We start from the raw sequence: 19,875 nt of genomic DNA, 5'->3' as shown, positions 1-19,875 counted from the left end.
AATTTAATATTAAATTAAAACTAATTATCGCTTAAGGCTTTATACTTTCTTCCTTTTAAATTTAGCTTTGCTACGCACTCCACATGTACAGAGTATATGTGGCAACATAAGGATGCTGGTGGGTTTATTACATTCTTAAGAGTTACATCATTTCACTGTCCCCGTCCCATCAACATTCTTTTTCAAAGTTATCAAGCAATGCACGCACTTCATCTGTTGATTTCGTGTTCATCAATTGATTTCTTAATTCACCAGCTCCACGGAATCCTTTGACATAAATTTTGAAAAAGCGATGCAGCCCTGTGATTGAACGTGGTAGTGCTTCCGCATATTGATCTTGAAGATCAAGCTGCAGTCTTAAAAGATCAAGGTACTCTTTACTGCTATGCTCTTTTGGTTCCTTTTCAAAAGCAAAAGGATTTTTAAATATACCTCGCCCAATCATAACGCCATCAATCCCGTATTGTTCAGCAAGCTGCAGCCCAGTTTGACGGTCAGGAATGTCTCCATTGATTGTTAGTAGCGTATTTGGTGCAATACGGTCACGTAATTTTTTGATTTCCGGAATTAGCTCCCAATGCGCATCTACTTGGCTCATTTCCTTTCTTGTACGTAAATGAATAGAAAGGTTCGCTATATCCTGTTTTAAAATATGCGTTAGCCAATCCTCCCACTCATTTACATCGCTAAAGCCAAGTCGTGTTTTCACGCTGACAGGCAGTCCGCCCGCTTTTGCTGCTTGAATAAGCTCTGCCGCTACATCTGGACGCAAAATAAGGCCACTACCTTTCCCCCTCGATGCCACATTCGGTACAGGGCAACCCATATTAATATCGATGCCTTTAAATCCTAGCTCTGCCATACCAATACTCATTTGACGGAAGTACTCGGGATTATCCCCCCAAATATGTGCCACCATTGGCTGTTCATCTTCTGTAAAAATCAAACGACCACGCACACTTTTCATGCCCTCTGGATGACAATAGCTATCCGAGTTTGTAAACTCTGTGAAAAATACATCCGGTCGACCGGCTTCACTTACTACGTGACGAAAAACAACATCTGTCACATCTTCCATTGGTGCAAGTACAAAAAATGGTCGTGGTAAATCACGCCAAAAATTATCTATCATGTCAAACTCAAATCCTCTCACTATGGATACACCTTTAACTCTCGATCAAAAAGATAAAGCCCAATGTTCCACTTCTTTTACACTTATATCATGCTTAATAACTTATTATCAATACAAGTACATATGGACATTTATAATTTGTGAAAATCAGCAATGTTTATTTTAACGAAAGTCGGTGCTGAATGGTAATTTTTCTATATTAACTGCTTTTCTATTATACCAACTCCAACCAAGCTATCCCTTCACATTGTGGTGAGACTAGCCAGTTGCGGAACTTTAAAATAACAGTAAAAGCAGACGGCCAATTAGAGGTGCAATATCGCATTTCTAAACCGTCTGCTTTTTAATTTCAACGAATATTAAGTTAGCTATTCCAAGTTACGCACAGCATTCACTGTGTGCTGAGTGTTTGAAGCAACATAGGATTGTAGGTAGCTTTATGTAACCGGCTGCTAATCATTACTTCCATGATTTAATGAAGAAAGTAATTTTTCTGCATCATTTTTTAAATCTACAAGATACTCTGCTTCTTGAACTAGTTTTTGCATTGTATTTAATTCATCATCGCTAATTCCAACTAACTCTTCAAACATTTCTACTGATTCTCGCGAAATGAAAGAAATATCCTTCATTGCTTCCATAATTTGCAGAGAGCTCGAAGATAGTTCTTCTGTGCTTGCAGATGATTCCACATTATTTTCAGCAATAATTTTTGTAGTATCTACAATTTTTTCGAACATATTCCCGATTTCTAGTATTTTAGTATTTGTTTGTTCAAACTCTTCTGTTCCTTGCTTCATTGATATGACAACTTTGTTCGTCTCTTCTTGAATATTTTTTACAATATTCGAAACTTCATCAGCTGACTGACGTGATTGTTCAGCCAATTTACGAACCTCATCAGCAACTACAGCAAACCCTTTACCGTGTTCTCCTGCACGAGCTGCTTCGATAGCTGCGTTCAATGCTAATAAATTTATTTGCTCTGAAATCCCTGTAATTACTTTAACAATATTACCAATTTCGTACGATTTTTCTCCAAGTATATTGATTGCATCAAATGTCGTATTAATCGTTTGATTAAAATGCTCCATTTTCACCAACGAATCTTTTAACTTTTCATTGCCTTCTTGCGTTAATTCTAACGTCGTATTCGATTGTTCTGAAATTTGGTTAGATCTTATAGATAGCTCTTCAATAGCCACTGTGATGTCTTCGATAGAAGTAGCACTCTCTTCAGTAGCGACTAGTTGCTTTTTTAATCCTTTACCGACTTCATCGATTGCGGCCCTTACAGTATCAGCCTTCTCAGTTGCGTAATCTCCATGTTCTAAAAGATTTTTACTTTTTTCATTCACATTATTTGCGAATTTATTAAATTGCTCACTTACTTGACCTGCTGATATTTCATGCATTCCATTTAGTGCCTCTTTATTTATATGGGAATGACGTTTAAGTGAAAAATATCGGTAAGCAAAATACAAAGATGTACATAATAAAACGACAATAATTCCTAGCATAATAGCTTCCATGAAAAAAATTCTCCTATTCTACTAACGTATTAGTGAAGAAATTTTATAGTTCTTTTACAATGATGTAAATTCCATCTGCTACAGTCGGTGGAATACTGCTTAGATGTTCATTGCTTTCATATTTATGAACAATAAAACCCCCTTCTACGTTTACATATTTTGTTAGTCCGTGATACTTCTCCAGCACACGCATTGACTTTGGATTTGTCGCTTCAGCTAATACTAATCTTAAGCCTTCTTCTGTTGCTTTCTTTATTAATACATCGCCTAAATTTTGTACAATATCATGACGATTATGCTCACCAATTACACCTAATAAAAATAAATGTAACACTTCTCCATCTTCCATATCTTTTCCATAACGATTTTTATAATCTTCTAGGAAACGTTCATCAATATCCTCTAATACACGCATAACAATATTCATATCTGCAAATGTGCCTTCAAAAATATCCTCTTCGATAATTTCAAAGACATTCGTATCCCCAACTAATGCGCCTACAACATTTTGCTCTTGATCTAGTGCAACAGCACAGTATCCTTGATGAACATTTGCTTCAATATATTCCTTCGTAAATTGATAGAAATCTTCGTAAGGTAGTTTTAAGGCGTACCCGATAATCGGTTCTTGCACCCATTTGCCAGCAACCTCTACCCCAATAAATGTTTTTGCTAAACATTCTGCTGTCTTTTCAATTAAATCTGGTTGGTCCTTTGTAAGGATTTCATAAGTATATAATTCTTGAATTGTTTGCATCCTAAATTCCTCTTTTTCAAAATGTGATTATAGTTAATTAAAGACTAACGCATTGGTAATTGCGAAACATTGTCGACTACGGTTCCTGGGAAATTAACTCCCTCTAAAGCATTTCGCACTTGCACATAGGCAATTTTAGAGGTTGGATTAACAATAAATATATCTTTAAAGCCTAGTGAAGCATAAAACATTAATGTTTGTCCTAGTTCTGCAGAAATCTTTGAAGGGAGGGGTGATTGATGTGTTGCATCAACAACAAATGTATAGGTATTTTTCTGTACTTTTGACCCTGTCTCTGTCAAATCTTTTAAATAATCCTCTACAAGCGCTGGTTTAATAAACCCTATTATTTGGACGTGTACTTCTTTTTTGGCTTCATAAATCGCCATTTTATATTTCTCTTTATCAACGACTATCATCTCAAATCTCCTTTTTATAATTTTCTTAAAGCTGTTAGCATTTTTGTAATAAATATAAATAAATACATATTCAGTCCTTTGATTTTTTCCACAAAAAAACTATCCCTGAACATAATTAGGATAGCCAAAAAATCGCTTATCATCTTGGCAACCCGACTATCATTTTCCAAGAGGATTTTAGACTCGTAGCTTTGCGTCCTTACCTTTCGATAAGTTTGCCGTTTTCAATTTATTAAAATTACGCTGACATATTACTATTAGATTATAAATGTTTTGTAAAATTTTGTCGACTGTAGGTATTTTTCTCTAAAGAATATCGGAAGATTTAGAGAATTTTTCCGTATATTTAAAGGAATGGACAAGAAAATACTGTTTGGTGATTTTTTCACAGAGAGAATTTCTAATCATGCCCAGATTGTAGGAAAAGCAAATGGCTGCCTATTCTTTCACATTCATCTAATAAGAAGAATCAACTTCATTTTTCATAAATGCGTTATTTCACTTTATTCATTCCTTATTTGGAAACGTAACGATAAAAAAGAGTGGAATTTTAGGCTACATCCTAAAAATCCACTCATTATTATAATGCTACTTAAGCAATTTATCGATTATGCCTCGACACAATTGCGTCCGGAGGCTATAGGTCGACAGATGGTTTTAGTGCGAAAGCGTAGTGCTAACGCAACGGTAGCAACAGATAAATTGCCACAGGACGTGGTGTTCTTAAACTGAGTTCCTCTATTTTAGTGGATGTTTGAACACCCGCTGAAATAAGTTAAATACGAGTTCCACCATTGCCTTCCTGAATCTGTTCATTAAGCTGTTTCTTTACGTTCTCCGGTTTCTTCGACCAATAAGTAGCGAGAATCGGACCAGAAATATTATGCCAAACAGCACCAAGAACACTAGGTAATGCAGCTAAGGGACCAAAATGGGCAGTGGCTAACGCTACACCTAATCCAGAGTTTTGCATGCCCACTTCAATCGAAATAGCTCTTCGATTACTTTCATCAAGCCCTAGCACAAGAGCTGTTAAATAGCCAAACAGCAATCCGAATGCATTATGGAACACTACTGCCATAAAAATAATGGATCCTGCCGAAGCGATGCTATTGACATTACCAGCAACAACAGCAGAAACAATGATCATAATAGCAACAACTGAGATAAGAGGAACAACATTAATGCTTTTTTCTACGACCTGAGGGACCAATCTCCTTACAACAATACCTAGGATAATTGGGAAAATGATTACTTGAATAATTGAAGTAAACATTGCTATTGGATCCACTGGCATCCATTTGCCTGCAAGTAATAGCAGTATTAATGGTGTTGCAATTGGCGCTAATAACGTCGAAAAAGATGTCATTGTGATTGATAATGGTACATTGCCTTTAGCTAGATACACCATGACGTTTGAAGCAGTCCCCCCCGGCACAGAACCAAGAAGGACTAGCCCCGCAGCTAATTCCGCTGGCAAGTTCATAATATAAGCAATACAAAAAGCTGTAAGTGGCATGATAATATATTGGGCACATACACCAATGATGACGGGCATTGGATTCGTTAAAATCAGTTTAAAATCAACCGCTTTTAACGTCAGCCCCATACCAAACATAACAATGCCTAGCAAAATCGTGATATATCCTCCAAATATTAAAAATGGATCTGGAGCTATAAAGGCAATAACAGCTATACAGATGACCCATACGGCAAAGTATTTTCCAGCTATCGTACTAATGGCTTCTAAAATTTTCATACTTCCACCCCTATTTCTTTATTTTTAATATTTTATTTGGATTCAAAAGTGCGTCAGGATCGAGCGCTTGTTTAATCTTTTCCATCACAATCAATGCTTTTCCATGTTCTTTCTCTTGATATTTCTGTTTACCAATACCGACACCATGTTCTCCTGTACAAGTTCCCCCTTGTTCAAGTGCATACATCACAATCAATTCATTAAATTCATCCGCTTTTTTTATTTCATTAGAATCATTCATATCAATCATTAAAAGAACATGGAAATTGCCATCACCGACATGGCCAACAATCCCCCCTGTAAGCGCTAATAAATCAAGCGCTTCTCTCGCATGGGCAATAGCACCTGCTAACTCGGAAATCGGTAAACAAACATCGGTCACCATTAGCTTTTTCCCTGGATGTCCATGGATATAGGCGTAAGCTAAATTGTGGCGAGCTTCCCACAGCTGATTTCGAGCTGCATTATCGGTTTCAAATTCAATATTTTCACAATTGTGAACCACTACAATTTCTTTCATAAATTCAACGTCTTGCTTTAGGCCAGCTTCATTTCCATGAAACTCTAAAAATAAGGTTGATTGTTCCTTATAATCTGTTTTACTATGCAAGTTTATCTGTTTCATTGAAATTTCATCTACAAGTTCAACTCTTGCAATTGGGATTCCAGCTTGTAAAATACTAACGACTGCTTCGATAGCATCATTGACTGTTTTGAAGGATGCTCGAGCAGCCATAACATACTCTGGAATCCCATAGACTCGTACCGTCAATTCAGTAAAGCAACCAAGAGTTCCCTCAGATCCTACAAATAGACCGTTTAAATGATAGCCAGATGAAGATTTTTCTGCTAAATTCCCCGTGTGAATCACCGTACCATCTGAGAGAACAACCTCTAAATCTCGAACCTGATCGCGCAAAGTCCCATATTTAACAGATGTTGTTCCACTAGCATTTGTTGCTGCCATACCCCCAAGTGTTGCATCTGCTCCCGGGTCTACAGAGAAAAACAATCCGTATTTTTTCAACTCTTTATTCAACTGAGAACGCGTCACCCCTGGTTGAACTTTCACAAGAAAGTCCTTCTCCCTAACTTCTAATATTTTGTTCATGAGGGAAAAATCAACCATTATCCCATGGTCATAAGGAATAACATGCCCCTCTAAGCTTGTTCCTCTTCCATATGGCACTATCGGTACTTTATATTGATTTGCTATGTTTATTATTTTACTCACTTCTTCCGTCGTTGCCGGAAACACAACAATATCTGGTAAACTGGCACTATGATACGATTCATCACTGCTATGTTGTTCTAAAATCGTTTGATTGATTGTTACTTGACTTTCTGTAAGAATTCTCTGTAGAGCAATCACTAACTCTTCATTTGTCGTAATCATTTCATTCTCCCCTTTTTACTCTCATTCTTTCAAAGTATTTGCTAATGGTATTTTAGTTGTTTGAATTACAAATATATATGTCATACCAATTTATTGAATTATTCAAATTGGTCCAACCTTTATTAATTGTACTAAATATTCAGAAAATATCAATAATTATTATTTTTATTAAATTGATAATCCCGAAGTATTTCTGTATGATTAAAGCGTTTACAGTACTATGTATTTGAGGGGAATGACATAGGTAATGCCACAACCAAAGAAAAAAGCATATGAAGTAATTGTTGATCAAATAAGGGAATATTTTTTAAATGGGGAATTACAGCCCGGAGAAAAACTCCCGACGGAAAGAGAATTAGCGAGTCGTTTTAATGTAAGTCGAACATCGGTTAGAGAGGCACTTCGGAAGCTTGAAATCAAAGGAATTATTGAAATTAAACAAGGCAGTGGCAGCTTTATCAGAACACCAGAATACCATTCATTAGGAGAAGAACTTTCATCTACAATCATAAAAACTGAAAAAAAACTAATATATGAAATGTTAGAACTTCGCCAGGCACTTGAAGTTGAATGTGCCTTTTTAGCTTCACGACGAGCTACTTCTGAAGACTTAGAACGAATTGGTAAAGCATTAGAAATGATGGATCAAGTTAAAAATGATGTAGAATTAGGAATTCAAGCTGACCTAAGTTTCCATATTAATATTGTTCTCGCTTCACATAATTCGATATTCTTACAATTATTCCAAACCCTTAGTGAACATATGCAAGACACTATCCGTGTTACCCGAAGACAACGCTTGAATGATCCAGAACGTACGCAAGAGACCATTGATGAGCATAAAGAAATTTTCTTAGCAATCGCAGCTGGTGATGCAAATCAAGCCAAACAACTCATGGAAAAACATATTACGCAAATAAGGCGAGAATTGACAGAATCGCTTTTAAGTCCTATTGGAGAACAACACGACTAAAACCATGATCACTCCTAATAGACAACTATAGATTTCATAATGACGAGCGGTTTTAAATTGCTCTTGTCAGCGTGATTTTGTAATAAAATAAGTGAAAGTTAAATCAGTGGTTTTTTTCCGACGCACAAGATGTGCTAGTGTCGACTTTGCTAAAAACATTTGCGAGGAATAACCTTTGAAGCAGGACATGGTGTTTTTGATATCATTTTTATAAAGTACGGATGAAATTGTTGAATTTTTTATTAAATCATGCCAGAAAAAGACCCGGATTCGTATTGAATCAAATCCGGGATATTATTGATAAAGAACCTTAAATAAGAAAAGTTTATTTTAACTGAAAATCGGTCTTGAAACGGAAATTTTTATTTTGTTGATGAGATTTTTCTTTTATTTTACAATACTAACTCCAACCAAGCGACCGCTTCACAATGCGTTGAATGTGGGAACATATCCACTGGCTGAATCTCCTGTGTTTGATAGCCCCCATCCTCCAAAATACGGAGATCACGCGCTAGTGTACCTGGGTTACAGGACACATAAACAACACGTTTAGGACGTTGCTCTAAAATCGTCTGAAGAAGAGCCTCATCGCAGCCTTTACGTGGTGGGTCCACTACTAGGACATCCGCTTCCTTGCCTTCCTTATACCAGCGTGGGATCACTTCCTCTGCTGGGCCGGCCTCGAAATACGTATTCGTAAAGCCATTTAATGCTGCGTTGCGTTTTGCATCTTCAATAGCTTGTGGGACAATTTCAACACCCATAACAGCCTTTGCTTTTTCTGCAAGGAATAATGAAATGGTGCCGATCCCACAGTAAGCATCAATTACTCGCTCATCACCCTGTAAGTCAGCATAATCTAATGCTTGTTTGTAAAGGACTTCCGTTTGCTCAGGGTTTACTTGATAAAATGAACGGGCTGAAATTTCAAAGCGAACATCACCAATTGTATCGATAATAACGTCCTTGCCCCACAGGTTCACGGTTTCATCACCGAAAATAACGTTCGTTTTGTCGCTGTTAACGTTTTGCATAATGGATGTGACATTCGGGACAAGCTTCTGGATTGTCGCAACAGCTGCTTCTTTTTGCTGGAATTTTTTCTTTTTCGTTACGAGAACAACCATGACTTCACCAGTTGCTCGTGCTTTACGAATAACTACGTGGCGTAGCATTCCCTCATGTGTTAGCTCATTGTATGGTCGAATACCGATTGCCGCTAATTCCTTTTTCAAGCCTGTAAGAATAGCATCCGCTTCACCTGTCTGAATTAAGCAACGCTCCATATCGACAATGCTGTGAGACTTCGTTTTATAGAAGCCAGCAATTGCTTGTCCTGCTTCATTCGAGGAGAAAGGAATTTGGGCTTTATTACGATATTGCCAAGGCTCTTCCATGCCTTTCACAGGTAGAACAGGCGCATCAATTTTACCAATACGCTGCATGACATTACGCACCATATTCTCTTTCCATTTTAACTGTCCTTCATAAGACAGGTGCTGTAATTGACAGCCACCACACTGCTTGAAATATTCACAAGGTGCTTCTACTCGATCTGGCGATGGCTTAAGAATATCTACAACTTTCGCAAAGCCATAATTTTTTAACGTTTTTAAAACATGAACTTCCGCCGTCTCATTAGGAAGTGCCCCTTGGATAAATAATGGATAGCCATCGACCTTTGCAACGCCATTGCCATCATGTGTTAAATCTTCTATATAAACTGTTAATCGGTCATTCTTTTTCACGGGTGCTGACATTCGTACATCCTCCATTTCAATCTCTTTATTGTAGCATGTGTTGGCGGATGAAAAAAGAACAAGACTTGATCTTGTAAGCTATTTGCTCAACATCCATGACCTGAGCAGTACGACACTCCACCCGAGCAGATTCGTCTTCCACTTGATCACTTCTGCACACGACCCGAGCAGTAATGCCATATGCTCGAACCTTCCAAAGCTTAAAGTAGAAAAAAGAGCCGCTATTCGCGACTCTCTCCTTCCTCTTTTGTTACATGGTGATCTTTTGGTGCCCACCAGAAAGCAAACACAATTCCGAGGATGACTACTATAAATGGCGCATAAAACATGAGAAATTTCTCCATCACTCTAACCTCCTATGCGTGATTGTCTTCTTTTCCTGTCACGTAATTTTTGTTGAACAGGAATAATTTCAACAATAAAAATAGTGATGGAATAAGCAGACATAGACCTAAGATAAATGCGATGACGAGTGCAATCGCCATTTGTGTACTTGTAAAGCTATCGTAAATTGTTAAATATGGATACAGTAAATACGGATATTGTGCGATACCATAAGCGAAGAATGCCAAAGCAAATTGGGCAATCAATAGTCCTACTGCAAGGCCGTAATTTTTTCGCATCCAAATTAACACCACAGTAATGATAAATAGTACGGCTGAAATGGCGAACACCCACCATAAATTAACCATATTATTGTAAGTTTCAGGATTGATCGATTTCATTTCATACATAATACCAAGCGCGCTCACCATTAAAGGTATCGCCCAAACAAGTGCGTATTTTCGCATTAGTTTTGTTGCTTCTACATCCTTTGCTTTATGGGCATACCATGTTAAAAACACAGCTGAAATATAGAGTACCGCTGCAATGCTCAAGACGACAATACTCCAAGCAAATGGGCTCGTATACAATGTCCAATAGTTTAAAACCGGTTGCCCATCAACCATATCAACATAGCCACCTGCAGCAATCGCAAAGACAACAGAAAGTGAGGCCGGAATGAGTAATCCTGCTATACCATACGTTAGCGTGTATCCGATATGTCCACGTGAGCCATATGATTCAAACGCATAGTAGGAGCCTCGTATGGCAAGTAGCACTAGCGAAATACTAACTGGCACAAGTAAAATCGTTCCATAATAAAAGGCTGTTTGCGGGAAAAACCCAACAATCCCAACAAAGAAGAATACTAAAAAGACATTCGTTACTTCCCAAACCGGTGATAAATAACGTTTAATAATATTTGTTAAAATATGATTTTTGCCAACGAGTAGACTGTAGGCATTGAAAAAACCTGCCCCAAAATCAATTGAAGCTACAATGACATAGCCAAATAGGAAAATCCACAAAACTGAAATACCTAAAATCTCTAATGTCATAAGATGTCACCGCCTTTTTCAGAATGGCGATCTGCTAATTCACGCTCAATTGGATTCTTTTTGAACATACGAATTAAAACTACAATACTTCCTATGCCCAATACAGCATACACGCCTGCAAACAACAGCAGCATTAAATCCACATGGTCACTCGTTGTGGCCCCTTCTGGTGTTCGCATTAAACCATATAAGACCCAAGGCTGTCTTCCAACCTCAGCAAGCCACCAGCCCGCTTCAATTGCAATAATTGAAAGTGGTCCACCTGCAACGACAATCCATCTAAACCAACGTGTATGAATAAACAGCCAACCACGAGCTTTCCCGACTACATAAAGCAATGAAACTAATACCATAAACATGCCAATAAACACCATGAGATCAAAGAGATAATGAATATACAGTGGTGGTCGATCTTCTTCAGCAAATTGATCTAAGCCAATTACCTCTGCATTTGGATTATTATGCGCTAAAATACTTAGAGCATAAGGAATTTCAATTGCATATTTTACTTCGTCACCATCTAATACACCCAATAGAATAAGTGAGGCTTTATCGTCTGTTTCAAAATGCCACTCAGCTGCAGCTAATTTTTCTGGCTGATATTCTGCTAAGTATTTTCCTGAAAAATCTCCAATAATCGCCGCTGCAATGGAGAAAATCAGGCCAATCTTCATAAGTAAAAATAATGATTTTTTATGGTACACATGCTTAGAACCTCTAAGCATACGGTATCCTGCAATTGCTGCTAACACAAATGCTGCTGTCATATAAGCAGTAACGAGAACATGCGCTACCTTTGTCGGCATTGCTGGATTAAACATTGCTAAAAAAGGTTGAATATTTACAAGTTCTCCGTCCACAATGTCAAATCCTTGAGGTGCATTCATAAACGCATTCACAATTGTTATAAACACAGCTGACATCGAAGCACCCACAGCTACAGGAATTAATAGCAGCATATGCTTTTTCTGACTTTCAAAGCGATCCCAAGTATATAAGTAGATGCCCAGGAAGATGGCTTCAAAGAAAAATGCAAACGTCTCCATAAAGAGCGGTAATGCAATTGTTTGGCCCGCAAGCTGCATAAAGTTCGGCCATAGTAAAGACAACTGTAAGCCAATTGCTGTCCCTGTAACAACTCCGACTGCAACTGTAATAACAAAACCTCGTGCCCAACGTCTTGCCATTAAAATATAGTGCTCATCATTCTTTTTATATCCAGTCCATTGAGCAATCATAATCATTAACGGGACACCTACACCAATCGTTGCATAAATAATATGGAACGATAACGTCAGCTCCGTTAATACTCTACTCCAAAAGACTGCTGATTCATTCACCATTTCATTGCCTCCTAACTACCAAATATTCTTCCAAGCATGGAAAGTAGCATAATAATTGCAACGCCAAAGCTTAGCCATATGAGCTTTCTTTCCTGCGACTTATACAAAGTCAACACTTCCTTTCTTACCCCATACTCTTATTTTCCACTATTGCCATGAAAAAAACCTTTATAATGGACCGATATTTCGGCCTATTATAAAGGTTTCAAATTTTGTTCAAGTAATATACGCACATTTGCCAAACATTTTTCTTAATTCGTTCACAATCCTCATTATAGACAATTCTTATGGTAAAAATAGTCAATATTTAGGCACTTAGATACGGTCTTCCTCACGAATATCTTCAATGGGAACAAAAATTTCAATATGGCGCTTTAAGTTTTCAAATGTTGCAGGTGCATCCCCACCATACTCACCGTCTAAGTTTAAATGTATCTCGTCTTCAGTAGATACTTTTACAACACTTGCCTTTTTATAAATTACACGATCATCATTCAAATGCTCGCCCCTTAATGCCATTGCGGCAAGCTGAATAAATTCAGGTAAGCTTACTTTTTTCAATACTAATAAAGTAAAGTAGCCATCATTAATGCTTGCGTCTGGTGCAAGCTTTTCAAAGCCACCTACTGAATTGGTTAAGCCACATAAAAACATCATGGCATCCCCATCAAACACTTCACCATCATATTCGATACGCATATGAGAAGCTTTGATTGATGGAATCATTTCTACTGCTTTTACGTAATAAGCTAACTGTCCTAGCATTGTTTTCATTTTACTTGGTACTTCATATGTTAACTCAGTAATACGTCCACCAGCGGCAATATTGATGAAATAGCGTTCTCCATTTAATAAACCAACATCAACTGGTAACGTTTCACCTTTAATAATAATCTCAACAGCATCTGCAATATTACGAGGGATATGCACTGCACGGGCAAAATCATTCGTTGTGCCCATTGGAATTAGACCAACTTTCGGACGGTTTTCAAATGGACTTACACCTGAAATAACTTCATTTAATGTGCCATCTCCACCAACTGCAATGATTATATCAAAGCCACGTTCTACTGCATTTTTTGCTGCAACGGTTGCATCGCCTTCGCAAGTTGTTGCGTGACATGACGCCTCATAGCCTGCTACCTCTAGTTTTTCCAATACTTCTGGTAGATGCTTTTTAAATGCTTCACGTCCAGATGTAGGATTATAAATGATTCTTGCTCGTTTCATAACATACCTTCCTGCTTCATAAGATTCTATTCCTTCAACGAATTTTACGTTTAAATGTTGCATATCCTAATTCTTTGACATGCAGCCTTGTGATCTACAATTACTGCAATGCAGCTGTCACTTGCTTTTTGAAATCCTCATAAACAAATGTCCAGTATGATTTATTCGTCATATTCTCTTCACGAATTTCTGCATACAATGCCTTTTGTGCATCTTCAAATGTAGGATCTTCTTTATCAGGTAAACTAGCTCGTTTGCTCACTACTAGTTCCTGTAATTCTGGTGCACGTGGTCCCCATTTTCCAATCACCTGACCAACATCATCTAATAAAATATAAATTGGAATTGCACGGCCACCGTTTGTTAAATAGCGATCAATTAAATCTGTATCAGCATCGCGAAGTACTGTGCGTATTTCTAAACCTGCAGCCTCTGCTACACGACGAATAATCGGGTTATTTAACATTGCGTCTCCGCACCAATCTTCAGTAATTGTTAAAATTTTTGGCTGCTTGTCCTTTAATAGCCCGATAAAGCCATCGTTCGTTGGCACTTCAAAGCCATCATAAATACGGATGCTCTCCTCTTTCAACGTCGTCATATTATCCATATACTGCTGAATCGAAATCGCATCTTTGAAATATTGTTGTTCAGTTTTCATTGATTAACCCCCTAATGTTATTTCATGTTCTATTCTATATTTTGCTATGAAAACTTTTTTTAGACAACCATAAAGTGTTAAGTTGGTATTTTTTAGCTCATCACCATAACGTGTGGTTGATTTTCGTTCCGACTGGGCGCTTTGTTGCTGTCGCTTCGCTTTCGCGCAGATAAAACATTTGCCGCTGACGCTTCGCTTTCGCGCAGAGCAAAGCTTCCTGGGAGCATCCGATGAGCCGCTGATCCCCAAGAAGTCGCCCTGTCTCCACTCCAATCAACCCATATACAAGGCATAAATCTAAATAAATCTAAACAAATATCATCCACAACTTTTGGTGATGAGCCATTTTTTAGTATAACCCCACATCAAATGCTGAGAAAACACTTACCTAATCATCCAAGCGACTGACTGACAAACCTCTTCAATTTGTTGACACAAGCACTGTGCAGGACCTTAGCTAGCCTGTTTTTCGGCTGAACTGTCAGGGCATTCATTTCATCTTAAAATTGTAAATTGTATGGATACCTCAAACAAAAAGAATAGTACCTTTAGTATGTATTACTTTTTAAAAATAAAAAGCCAAGAAAGCGAATTTGCTCTCTTGGCTTTCTGTTGCAATGGCAATTAACGTTTTGCAATTTCTTGTTGTAATAATTTATTTACCATTGGCGGATTTGCTTGACCTTTAGTTGCTTTCATAATTTGACCAACTAAGAAGCCGATAGCACGATCCTTACCGTTTTTGAAGTCTTCGATTGATTGTGCATTGTTATCTAGAATTTCTGTAACAATAGCAAGTAATGCACCTTCATCAGAAATTTGAACTAAACCTTTTGCTTTAACGATATCTGCTGCAGAACCGCCTTTTTCTACTAGTTCAGCAAATACTTTTTTACCGATTTTAGAAGAAATTGTACCGTCAGTGATTAATTTCACCATTTCAGCAAGGTTTTCTGGTGTTAATGCAGTTTCTTTAAGATCTTTTTGTTCTGCATTTAAGTATGCAGAAACATCACCCATAAGCCAGTTTGCAGAAAGCTTTGCATCTGCATCATTAGCTACCATAGCCTCGAAGAAGTCTGAGATTTCTTTTGAAATAACAAGAACTCCTGCATCATATGGCGTTAAGCCTAATTCTTCAACATAGCGTTTTTTACGAGCGTCTGGAAGCTCTGGAATTTCTGATTTTACACGCTCTAACCATTCGTCATCAATTGATAGACGTACTAAGTCTGGCTCTGGGAAGTAACGGTAATCATCTGTTCCTTCTTTAACACGCATAAGAATTGTTTTACCTGTTTTTTCATCAAAACGACGAGTTTCTTGCTCAATTACTCCACCTGACAGAAGTACGTCTGCTTGGCGTAATTCCTCGTGCTCTAAACCACGACGAACATAGTTAAATGAGTTCAGGTTTTTAAGCTCTGTTTTCGTACCGAATTCTTCTTGACCGTATGGGCGGATTGAGATGTTGGCATCACAACGTAAAGATCCCTCTTCCATTTTACAGTCTGAAACATCTGCATATTGGATGATTGATTTTACTTTTTCAAGATACGCGTACGCTTCGTTTGGTGTGCGAATATCTGGCTCAGAAACGATTTCTACAAGTGGTGTACCTTGACGGTTAAAGTCAACTAAAGAGTGGTCGCCACTGTGAGACAGTTTCCCAGCATCTTCTTCCATATGAAGACGAGTAATACCAATACGTTTTGTGTAACCATCTACTTCGATATCAACCCAGCCGTTTTTACCGATTGGCTTGTCGAATTGAGAAATTTGATAAGCTTTCGGATTATCTGGATAGAAGTAGTTTTTACGGTCAAATTTTGTTTCTTGTTCGATTTCCATGTTAAGTGCAAGTGCTGCACGCATTGCGAAATCTACAACATTTTTATTAAGTACAGGAAGGACACCAGGATAGCCTAGATCGATCACTGTAGTGTTTGTATTTGGTTCAGCACCGAAGTGAGCTGGTGCTGGTGAGAAGATTTTTGAGTTTGTTTTTAACTCAACGTGTACTTCTAAACCAATGACTGTTTCAAAGTTCATGTTATTTTCCCTCCCAAATTTGAGGAACTTGTTTATGGAACTCCGTTGCTTGTTCAAAAGCATGAGCTACACGGTAAATTGTTGCTTCATCGAAATATTTACCGATAATTTGTAAGCCTAGTGGTAGTCCATTTTCAAAGCCACATGGAATTGAGATGGCTGGTACACCAGCTAAGTTCATAGGAATCGTTAAAATATCGTTCGCATACATCGTCATTGGATCATCGACGTTTTCACCAATTTTGAATGCTGGTGTTGGAGCAGTTGGTCCAATGATTACATCAAAGTCTTCAAATACTTTGTCATAGTCTGCTTTGATCAGTGTACGTGCTTGTTGTGCTTTTTTGTAGTAAGCATCGTAAGTACCTGCACTTAGTGAGTAAGTACCAAGCATGATACGACGTTTAACTTCATCACCAAAGCCTTGTGCACGTGTTTCTTTATAAAGGTCCATTAAGTTATTAACGTTTTCTGCGCGGAAACCATAACGGATACCGTCAAAACGAGAAAGGTTAGAAGACGCTTCTGAAGAAGAAAGAATATAGTAAGCTGCAAGTGCATATTTAGAGTGAGGTAGTGATACTTCTTCTACTGTAGCACCTAAGCCTTTTAATACTTCTAATGCTTCAAGCACTGATTGACGTGCCGCTTCGCCAACACCTTCACCAAGGAATTCTTTTGGCACAGCGATGCGTAAGCCTTTTACGTCACCTGTAAGGGCTGCTGCGTAGTTAGGTACTTCTACGTTTGCAGAAGTTGAATCGTTTGGATCTAATCCTGCAATTGCTTCAAGTAAAAGAGCGTTGTCTTCAACATTACGTGTAATTGGTCCGATTTGATCTAAAGAAGATGCAAATGCCACAAGACCAAAGCGAGATACACGACCATATGTAGGCTTCATCCCTACAACACCGCAATAAGCTGCTGGTTGACGGATTGAACCACCTGTATCAGAACCAAGTGAGAATGGTACTTCACCTGCTGCTACTGCTGCTGCAGACGCACCTGAAGATCCACCTGGTACGTGGTTTAAGTTCCATGGATTTTTTGTTGTTTTATAGTATGAGTTTTCATTTGAAGAACCCATTGCAAACTCGTCCATGTTTAATTTACCGATAGTAACCATACCGGCTTCACGTAGTTTGTTAACTACTGTTGCATCATAAATTGGCATAAAGCCTTCTAGAATTTTAGAAGCACAAGTTGTTTCTAAGCCTTCTGTAACGATGTTGTCTTTCACACCGATAGGAAGACCAAAAAGTGGTCCACGCTCTTCAAATGGCACTTTGTCCATTTCAGCTGCTTGTGCAGTTGCTTTTTCTTCGTTTGAAGCAAGGAAAGCTTGTACATCACCATCAAGCTTCGCCATACGTTCGTATGCTTCTTTTGTTAAGTCAGCGATTGTTAAGTTACCCGCTTTAATGTCAGCTTGTAGCTCCTTAGCTGAACGTTCAAATAACGTCATGAGGAATCCTCCTATGTTTTAGTCTTACATGATAGCTGGTACTTTTACTTGACCATCTTCTTGTTCTTTTACGTTTAACATCATTACTTCACGGTCTAATCCTTTTATTGCCACGTCTTCACGCATTACGTTTACTAGTGGTAAAACATGAGTTGTTGGTTCAACATTCGTTGTATCTAACTCGTTTAATTGCTCTGCGAAGTCTGTAATTTTACCAAGTTGCTCAGCAAATTTCTCTGCTTCTTCTTCCGTAATTGCAAGACGTGCTAAATTAGCAACGTGCTTAACTTCTTCTTTTGTTAGTTTTGCCATTTTTTACACCTCCAAATACTCATTCAATTTATTGCTTTTGTTGATAACAATAGGGTTGAATAAACTTAACCATGCAAATAATCATAACATTTTTCAAATTAAAAATCACAACTTTCACCAAAAATATAGAAACTTTCACTACTATGACGAAGTGTTGTCTCTAGTGACTGTTTTCAGCTTTATAAGACTTGTTTCCCACGGGCAAGTTGGATGAGCTCGGAATGACGTTCTATCCGTCATTTCGTTATTCTATCCGTCACTTCGATGGTTCTATCCATCACTTCGATAGTTCTATCCTTCACTTCAGCTCTTCTATCCATCATTTCGATAGTTCTATCCGTCACTTCAGCTCTTCTATCCATCATTTCGATGGTTCTATCCGTCATTTCAGCTCTTCTATCCATCATTTCGATGGTTCTATCCGTCACTTCAGCTCTTCTATCCATCATTTCGATTTTTTCATTTCTTCTCCAAAAAAATATAGTCAGCACGAGGCTGACTATATTTTAATAGATATGGACGAATGGTTCCTTTTCGTTGGCTTTCTTAATGATTAATGCCTCTGGGCCGTTCATCGAGGTAATACTTACTTCAACGTTAATGTTATCAAATTGATTGATCAGAACACCTGTTAAATATTGAGTAAAACCAGTAATTTCAGCCTTGCCGAAGAATTGGATTGGGATTTCAATGGTTAGCTTTTGAATTTTTTTGTTTTGATAGAAACCTGTTCCTATCACACTAGTATAGTTAGAAAAATATTTATCTACATCTTGTTTGAAATTCTTAAAGTTATTGCTAACATCTCGATAGACATCCTCTGATTCATCCGTTGGGAACAGTACATACTCTTCATCAATAGCTTTCCAATCAGCAATGTCGTTTTCTCCAGCTTTTGCAACGCCATAACTAAAATACGTTCCTGGAATAATGTCATTGCGAGCTTTCTGCTTAAACAAACCAACTACAATCGGTACATCTTTCAATTCATCTTGAGTTCTTAGGCGGGATACAATTTCCGCAGCCATCTTCTTCCCTTGTTCAACAAGCTTCGCCTCTGGAATTGGTTCCTCATAGTACTCCCCATATTTTTCTTTTTGATAATAGTAAATAGAGTTTAAGGAAAGTCCTATCGAAATACCACCTAATTTCACTTTATTATCATCTGTTTTTGTTAAATAATTTTGCTCAACAATATGTGATAAATAGATTGGGGCTTTCTTTGCACGTTCCTCTGCCGGCATTGAATCCGTCGTTGGAGGGTTTAATCCATTCTTCTTTTGCGAACTACGCGCCAGCCATTCAGTCACTGTGCTTTCGGCTAAATATTGCCCTTCTTGGAAGTAGTAGTCTTTTGTATCAAACTCATTTTGAGAAAGACGCATTAAACCGGTTTCAACTTCCTTCATATCATATTTAGTATAAATATTTGAAACTACTAATCCCCTGCTAGCACTTTCTTTATAAGGAATTAGCGTTCTATAATGTGTATCATCAATGTTAAAGCTTGGAATAATCGTTGTTTCCGCTTTTTCCTGTTGCGTCTCCTGTGTAAGCTCTGTTTCCTTCTCTTCAGAAGGCACACAGCCGACTAGCATTGCAGCAGCGATCATTGCTGGAATGAGTCGAAATGACTTCATTATTTTAAGACTCCTTTACTGAAATTAAATTTCTGCTCGACGAATCTGTGTATAGAACTTTG

General features: G+C 37.9%; 19 protein-coding genes and 1 riboswitch. Of the genes, 2 read left to right on the top strand and 17 right to left on the bottom strand.

Annotation, left to right across the window (positions count from 1 at the left end; genetic code table 11):
• Positions 1-169: 169 nt before the first annotated feature.
• The 6 genes from ACB089_RS02500 to ACB089_RS02475 all read right to left on the bottom strand — a co-directional run bounded on the left by ACB089_RS02500 (position 170) and on the right by ACB089_RS02475 (position 6,995).
• Complete coding sequence (locus ACB089_RS02500) at positions 170-1,132, bottom strand: tRNA dihydrouridine synthase (protein ID WP_374967650.1); 963 nt, start codon at positions 1,130-1,132, stop codon at positions 170-172.
• Positions 1,133-1,584: 452 nt separating this feature from the next.
• Positions 1,585-2,664 (bottom strand): methyl-accepting chemotaxis protein, encoded by a 1,080-nt coding sequence (locus ACB089_RS02495; RefSeq protein WP_068986364.1) that lies wholly within the window; start codon positions 2,662-2,664, stop codon positions 1,585-1,587.
• Between the two features lie 43 nt (positions 2,665-2,707).
• Positions 2,708-3,421, bottom strand: a complete 714-nt coding sequence (locus tag ACB089_RS02490) for a hypothetical protein (protein ID WP_374965185.1) — start codon at positions 3,419-3,421, stop codon at positions 2,708-2,710.
• A gap of 44 nt (positions 3,422-3,465) precedes the next feature.
• Positions 3,466-3,840, bottom strand: a complete 375-nt coding sequence (locus ACB089_RS02485) for a hypothetical protein (protein WP_068986366.1) — start codon at positions 3,838-3,840, stop codon at positions 3,466-3,468.
• A gap of 143 nt (positions 3,841-3,983) precedes the next feature.
• A riboswitch (cyclic di-GMP riboswitch) is annotated at positions 3,984-4,070 on the bottom strand.
• Positions 4,071-4,615: 545 nt separating this feature from the next.
• A complete protein-coding gene (locus ACB089_RS02480; RefSeq protein WP_368638400.1) occupies positions 4,616-5,599 on the bottom strand; it encodes a bile acid:sodium symporter family protein in 984 nt (327 codons plus the stop codon).
• Between the two features lie 10 nt (positions 5,600-5,609).
• Positions 5,610-6,995, bottom strand: coding sequence for an FAD-binding oxidoreductase (locus ACB089_RS02475; RefSeq protein ID WP_374965184.1), 1,386 nt, complete (start codon positions 6,993-6,995; stop codon positions 5,610-5,612).
• A gap of 247 nt (positions 6,996-7,242) precedes the next feature.
• Between ACB089_RS02475 and ACB089_RS02470 the strand changes: the two genes are divergently transcribed.
• A complete protein-coding gene (locus ACB089_RS02470; RefSeq protein ID WP_368638398.1) occupies positions 7,243-7,968 on the top strand; it encodes a FadR/GntR family transcriptional regulator in 726 nt (241 codons plus the stop codon).
• 392 nt (positions 7,969-8,360) lie between these two features.
• Here the strand turns inward: ACB089_RS02470 and rlmD are convergent, their stop codons facing one another.
• The 10 genes from rlmD to gatC all read right to left on the bottom strand — a co-directional run bounded on the left by rlmD (position 8,361) and on the right by gatC (position 18,173).
• Positions 8,361-9,728: a 23S rRNA (uracil(1939)-C(5))-methyltransferase RlmD gene (rlmD, locus tag ACB089_RS02465; protein WP_374965183.1), complete on the bottom strand. Its 1,368-nt coding sequence runs from the start codon at positions 9,726-9,728 to the stop codon at positions 8,361-8,363.
• A 221-nt stretch (positions 9,729-9,949) separates the two neighbouring features.
• Entirely contained in the window at positions 9,950-10,072 is a 123-nt protein-coding gene (locus ACB089_RS02460) for a hypothetical protein (protein WP_263297518.1), read from the bottom strand.
• A 12-nt stretch (positions 10,073-10,084) separates the two neighbouring features.
• Positions 10,085-11,110, bottom strand: coding sequence for a cytochrome d ubiquinol oxidase subunit II (locus ACB089_RS02455; protein ID WP_374965182.1), 1,026 nt, complete (start codon positions 11,108-11,110; stop codon positions 10,085-10,087).
• Positions 11,107-12,453, bottom strand: coding sequence for a cytochrome ubiquinol oxidase subunit I (locus tag ACB089_RS02450; RefSeq protein ID WP_374965181.1), 1,347 nt, complete (start codon positions 12,451-12,453; stop codon positions 11,107-11,109). Before ACB089_RS02450 ends, ACB089_RS02455 begins: the two co-directional genes overlap by 4 nt.
• 315 nt (positions 12,454-12,768) lie before the next feature.
• Positions 12,769-13,683, bottom strand: a complete 915-nt coding sequence (locus ACB089_RS02445; RefSeq protein WP_374965180.1) for a diacylglycerol kinase — start codon at positions 13,681-13,683, stop codon at positions 12,769-12,771.
• 100 nt (positions 13,684-13,783) lie between these two features.
• Positions 13,784-14,344 carry a thioredoxin family protein gene (locus ACB089_RS02440; RefSeq protein ID WP_374965178.1) on the bottom strand — a complete coding sequence of 187 codons (561 nt, stop codon included), beginning with the start codon at positions 14,342-14,344 and terminating at the stop codon, positions 13,784-13,786.
• Positions 14,345-14,444: 100 nt separating this feature from the next.
• Entirely contained in the window at positions 14,445-14,612 is a 168-nt protein-coding gene (locus ACB089_RS02435) for a hypothetical protein (RefSeq protein WP_374965176.1), read from the bottom strand.
• Between the two features lie 356 nt (positions 14,613-14,968).
• Positions 14,969-16,396: an Asp-tRNA(Asn)/Glu-tRNA(Gln) amidotransferase subunit GatB gene (gatB, locus tag ACB089_RS02430; RefSeq protein ID WP_374965174.1), complete on the bottom strand. Its 1,428-nt coding sequence runs from the start codon at positions 16,394-16,396 to the stop codon at positions 14,969-14,971.
• A 1-nt stretch (position 16,397) separates the two neighbouring features.
• Complete coding sequence (gene gatA / locus ACB089_RS02425; RefSeq protein WP_068986373.1) at positions 16,398-17,861, bottom strand: Asp-tRNA(Asn)/Glu-tRNA(Gln) amidotransferase subunit GatA; 1,464 nt, start codon at positions 17,859-17,861, stop codon at positions 16,398-16,400.
• A 24-nt stretch (positions 17,862-17,885) separates the two neighbouring features.
• On the bottom strand, positions 17,886-18,173 hold the full coding sequence (gatC, locus tag ACB089_RS02420) for an Asp-tRNA(Asn)/Glu-tRNA(Gln) amidotransferase subunit GatC (RefSeq protein WP_068986374.1): 288 nt from the start codon (positions 18,171-18,173) through the stop codon (positions 17,886-17,888).
• A 221-nt stretch (positions 18,174-18,394) separates the two neighbouring features.
• Here gatC and ACB089_RS02415 point away from each other — a divergent pair, with 221 nt between their 5' ends.
• A complete protein-coding gene (locus tag ACB089_RS02415; RefSeq protein WP_374965172.1) occupies positions 18,395-18,730 on the top strand; it encodes a hypothetical protein in 336 nt (111 codons plus the stop codon).
• Here ACB089_RS02415 and ACB089_RS02410 read toward each other — a convergent pair.
• Positions 18,680-19,813, bottom strand: a complete 1,134-nt coding sequence (locus tag ACB089_RS02410) for a CamS family sex pheromone protein (RefSeq protein WP_374965170.1) — start codon at positions 19,811-19,813, stop codon at positions 18,680-18,682. The genes ACB089_RS02415 and ACB089_RS02410 overlap by 51 nt on opposite strands.
• Positions 19,814-19,875 lie beyond the last annotated feature (62 nt).

This window comes from Lysinibacillus sp. RS10 (genome assembly GCF_041956855.1).
Taxonomy (GTDB): Bacteria; Bacillota; Bacilli; order Bacillales_A; family Planococcaceae; genus Lysinibacillus; species Lysinibacillus xylanilyticus_A.
The sequence above is the reverse complement of the archived record's forward strand: the minus strand, read 5'-3'. Positions and strand labels throughout refer to the sequence as shown.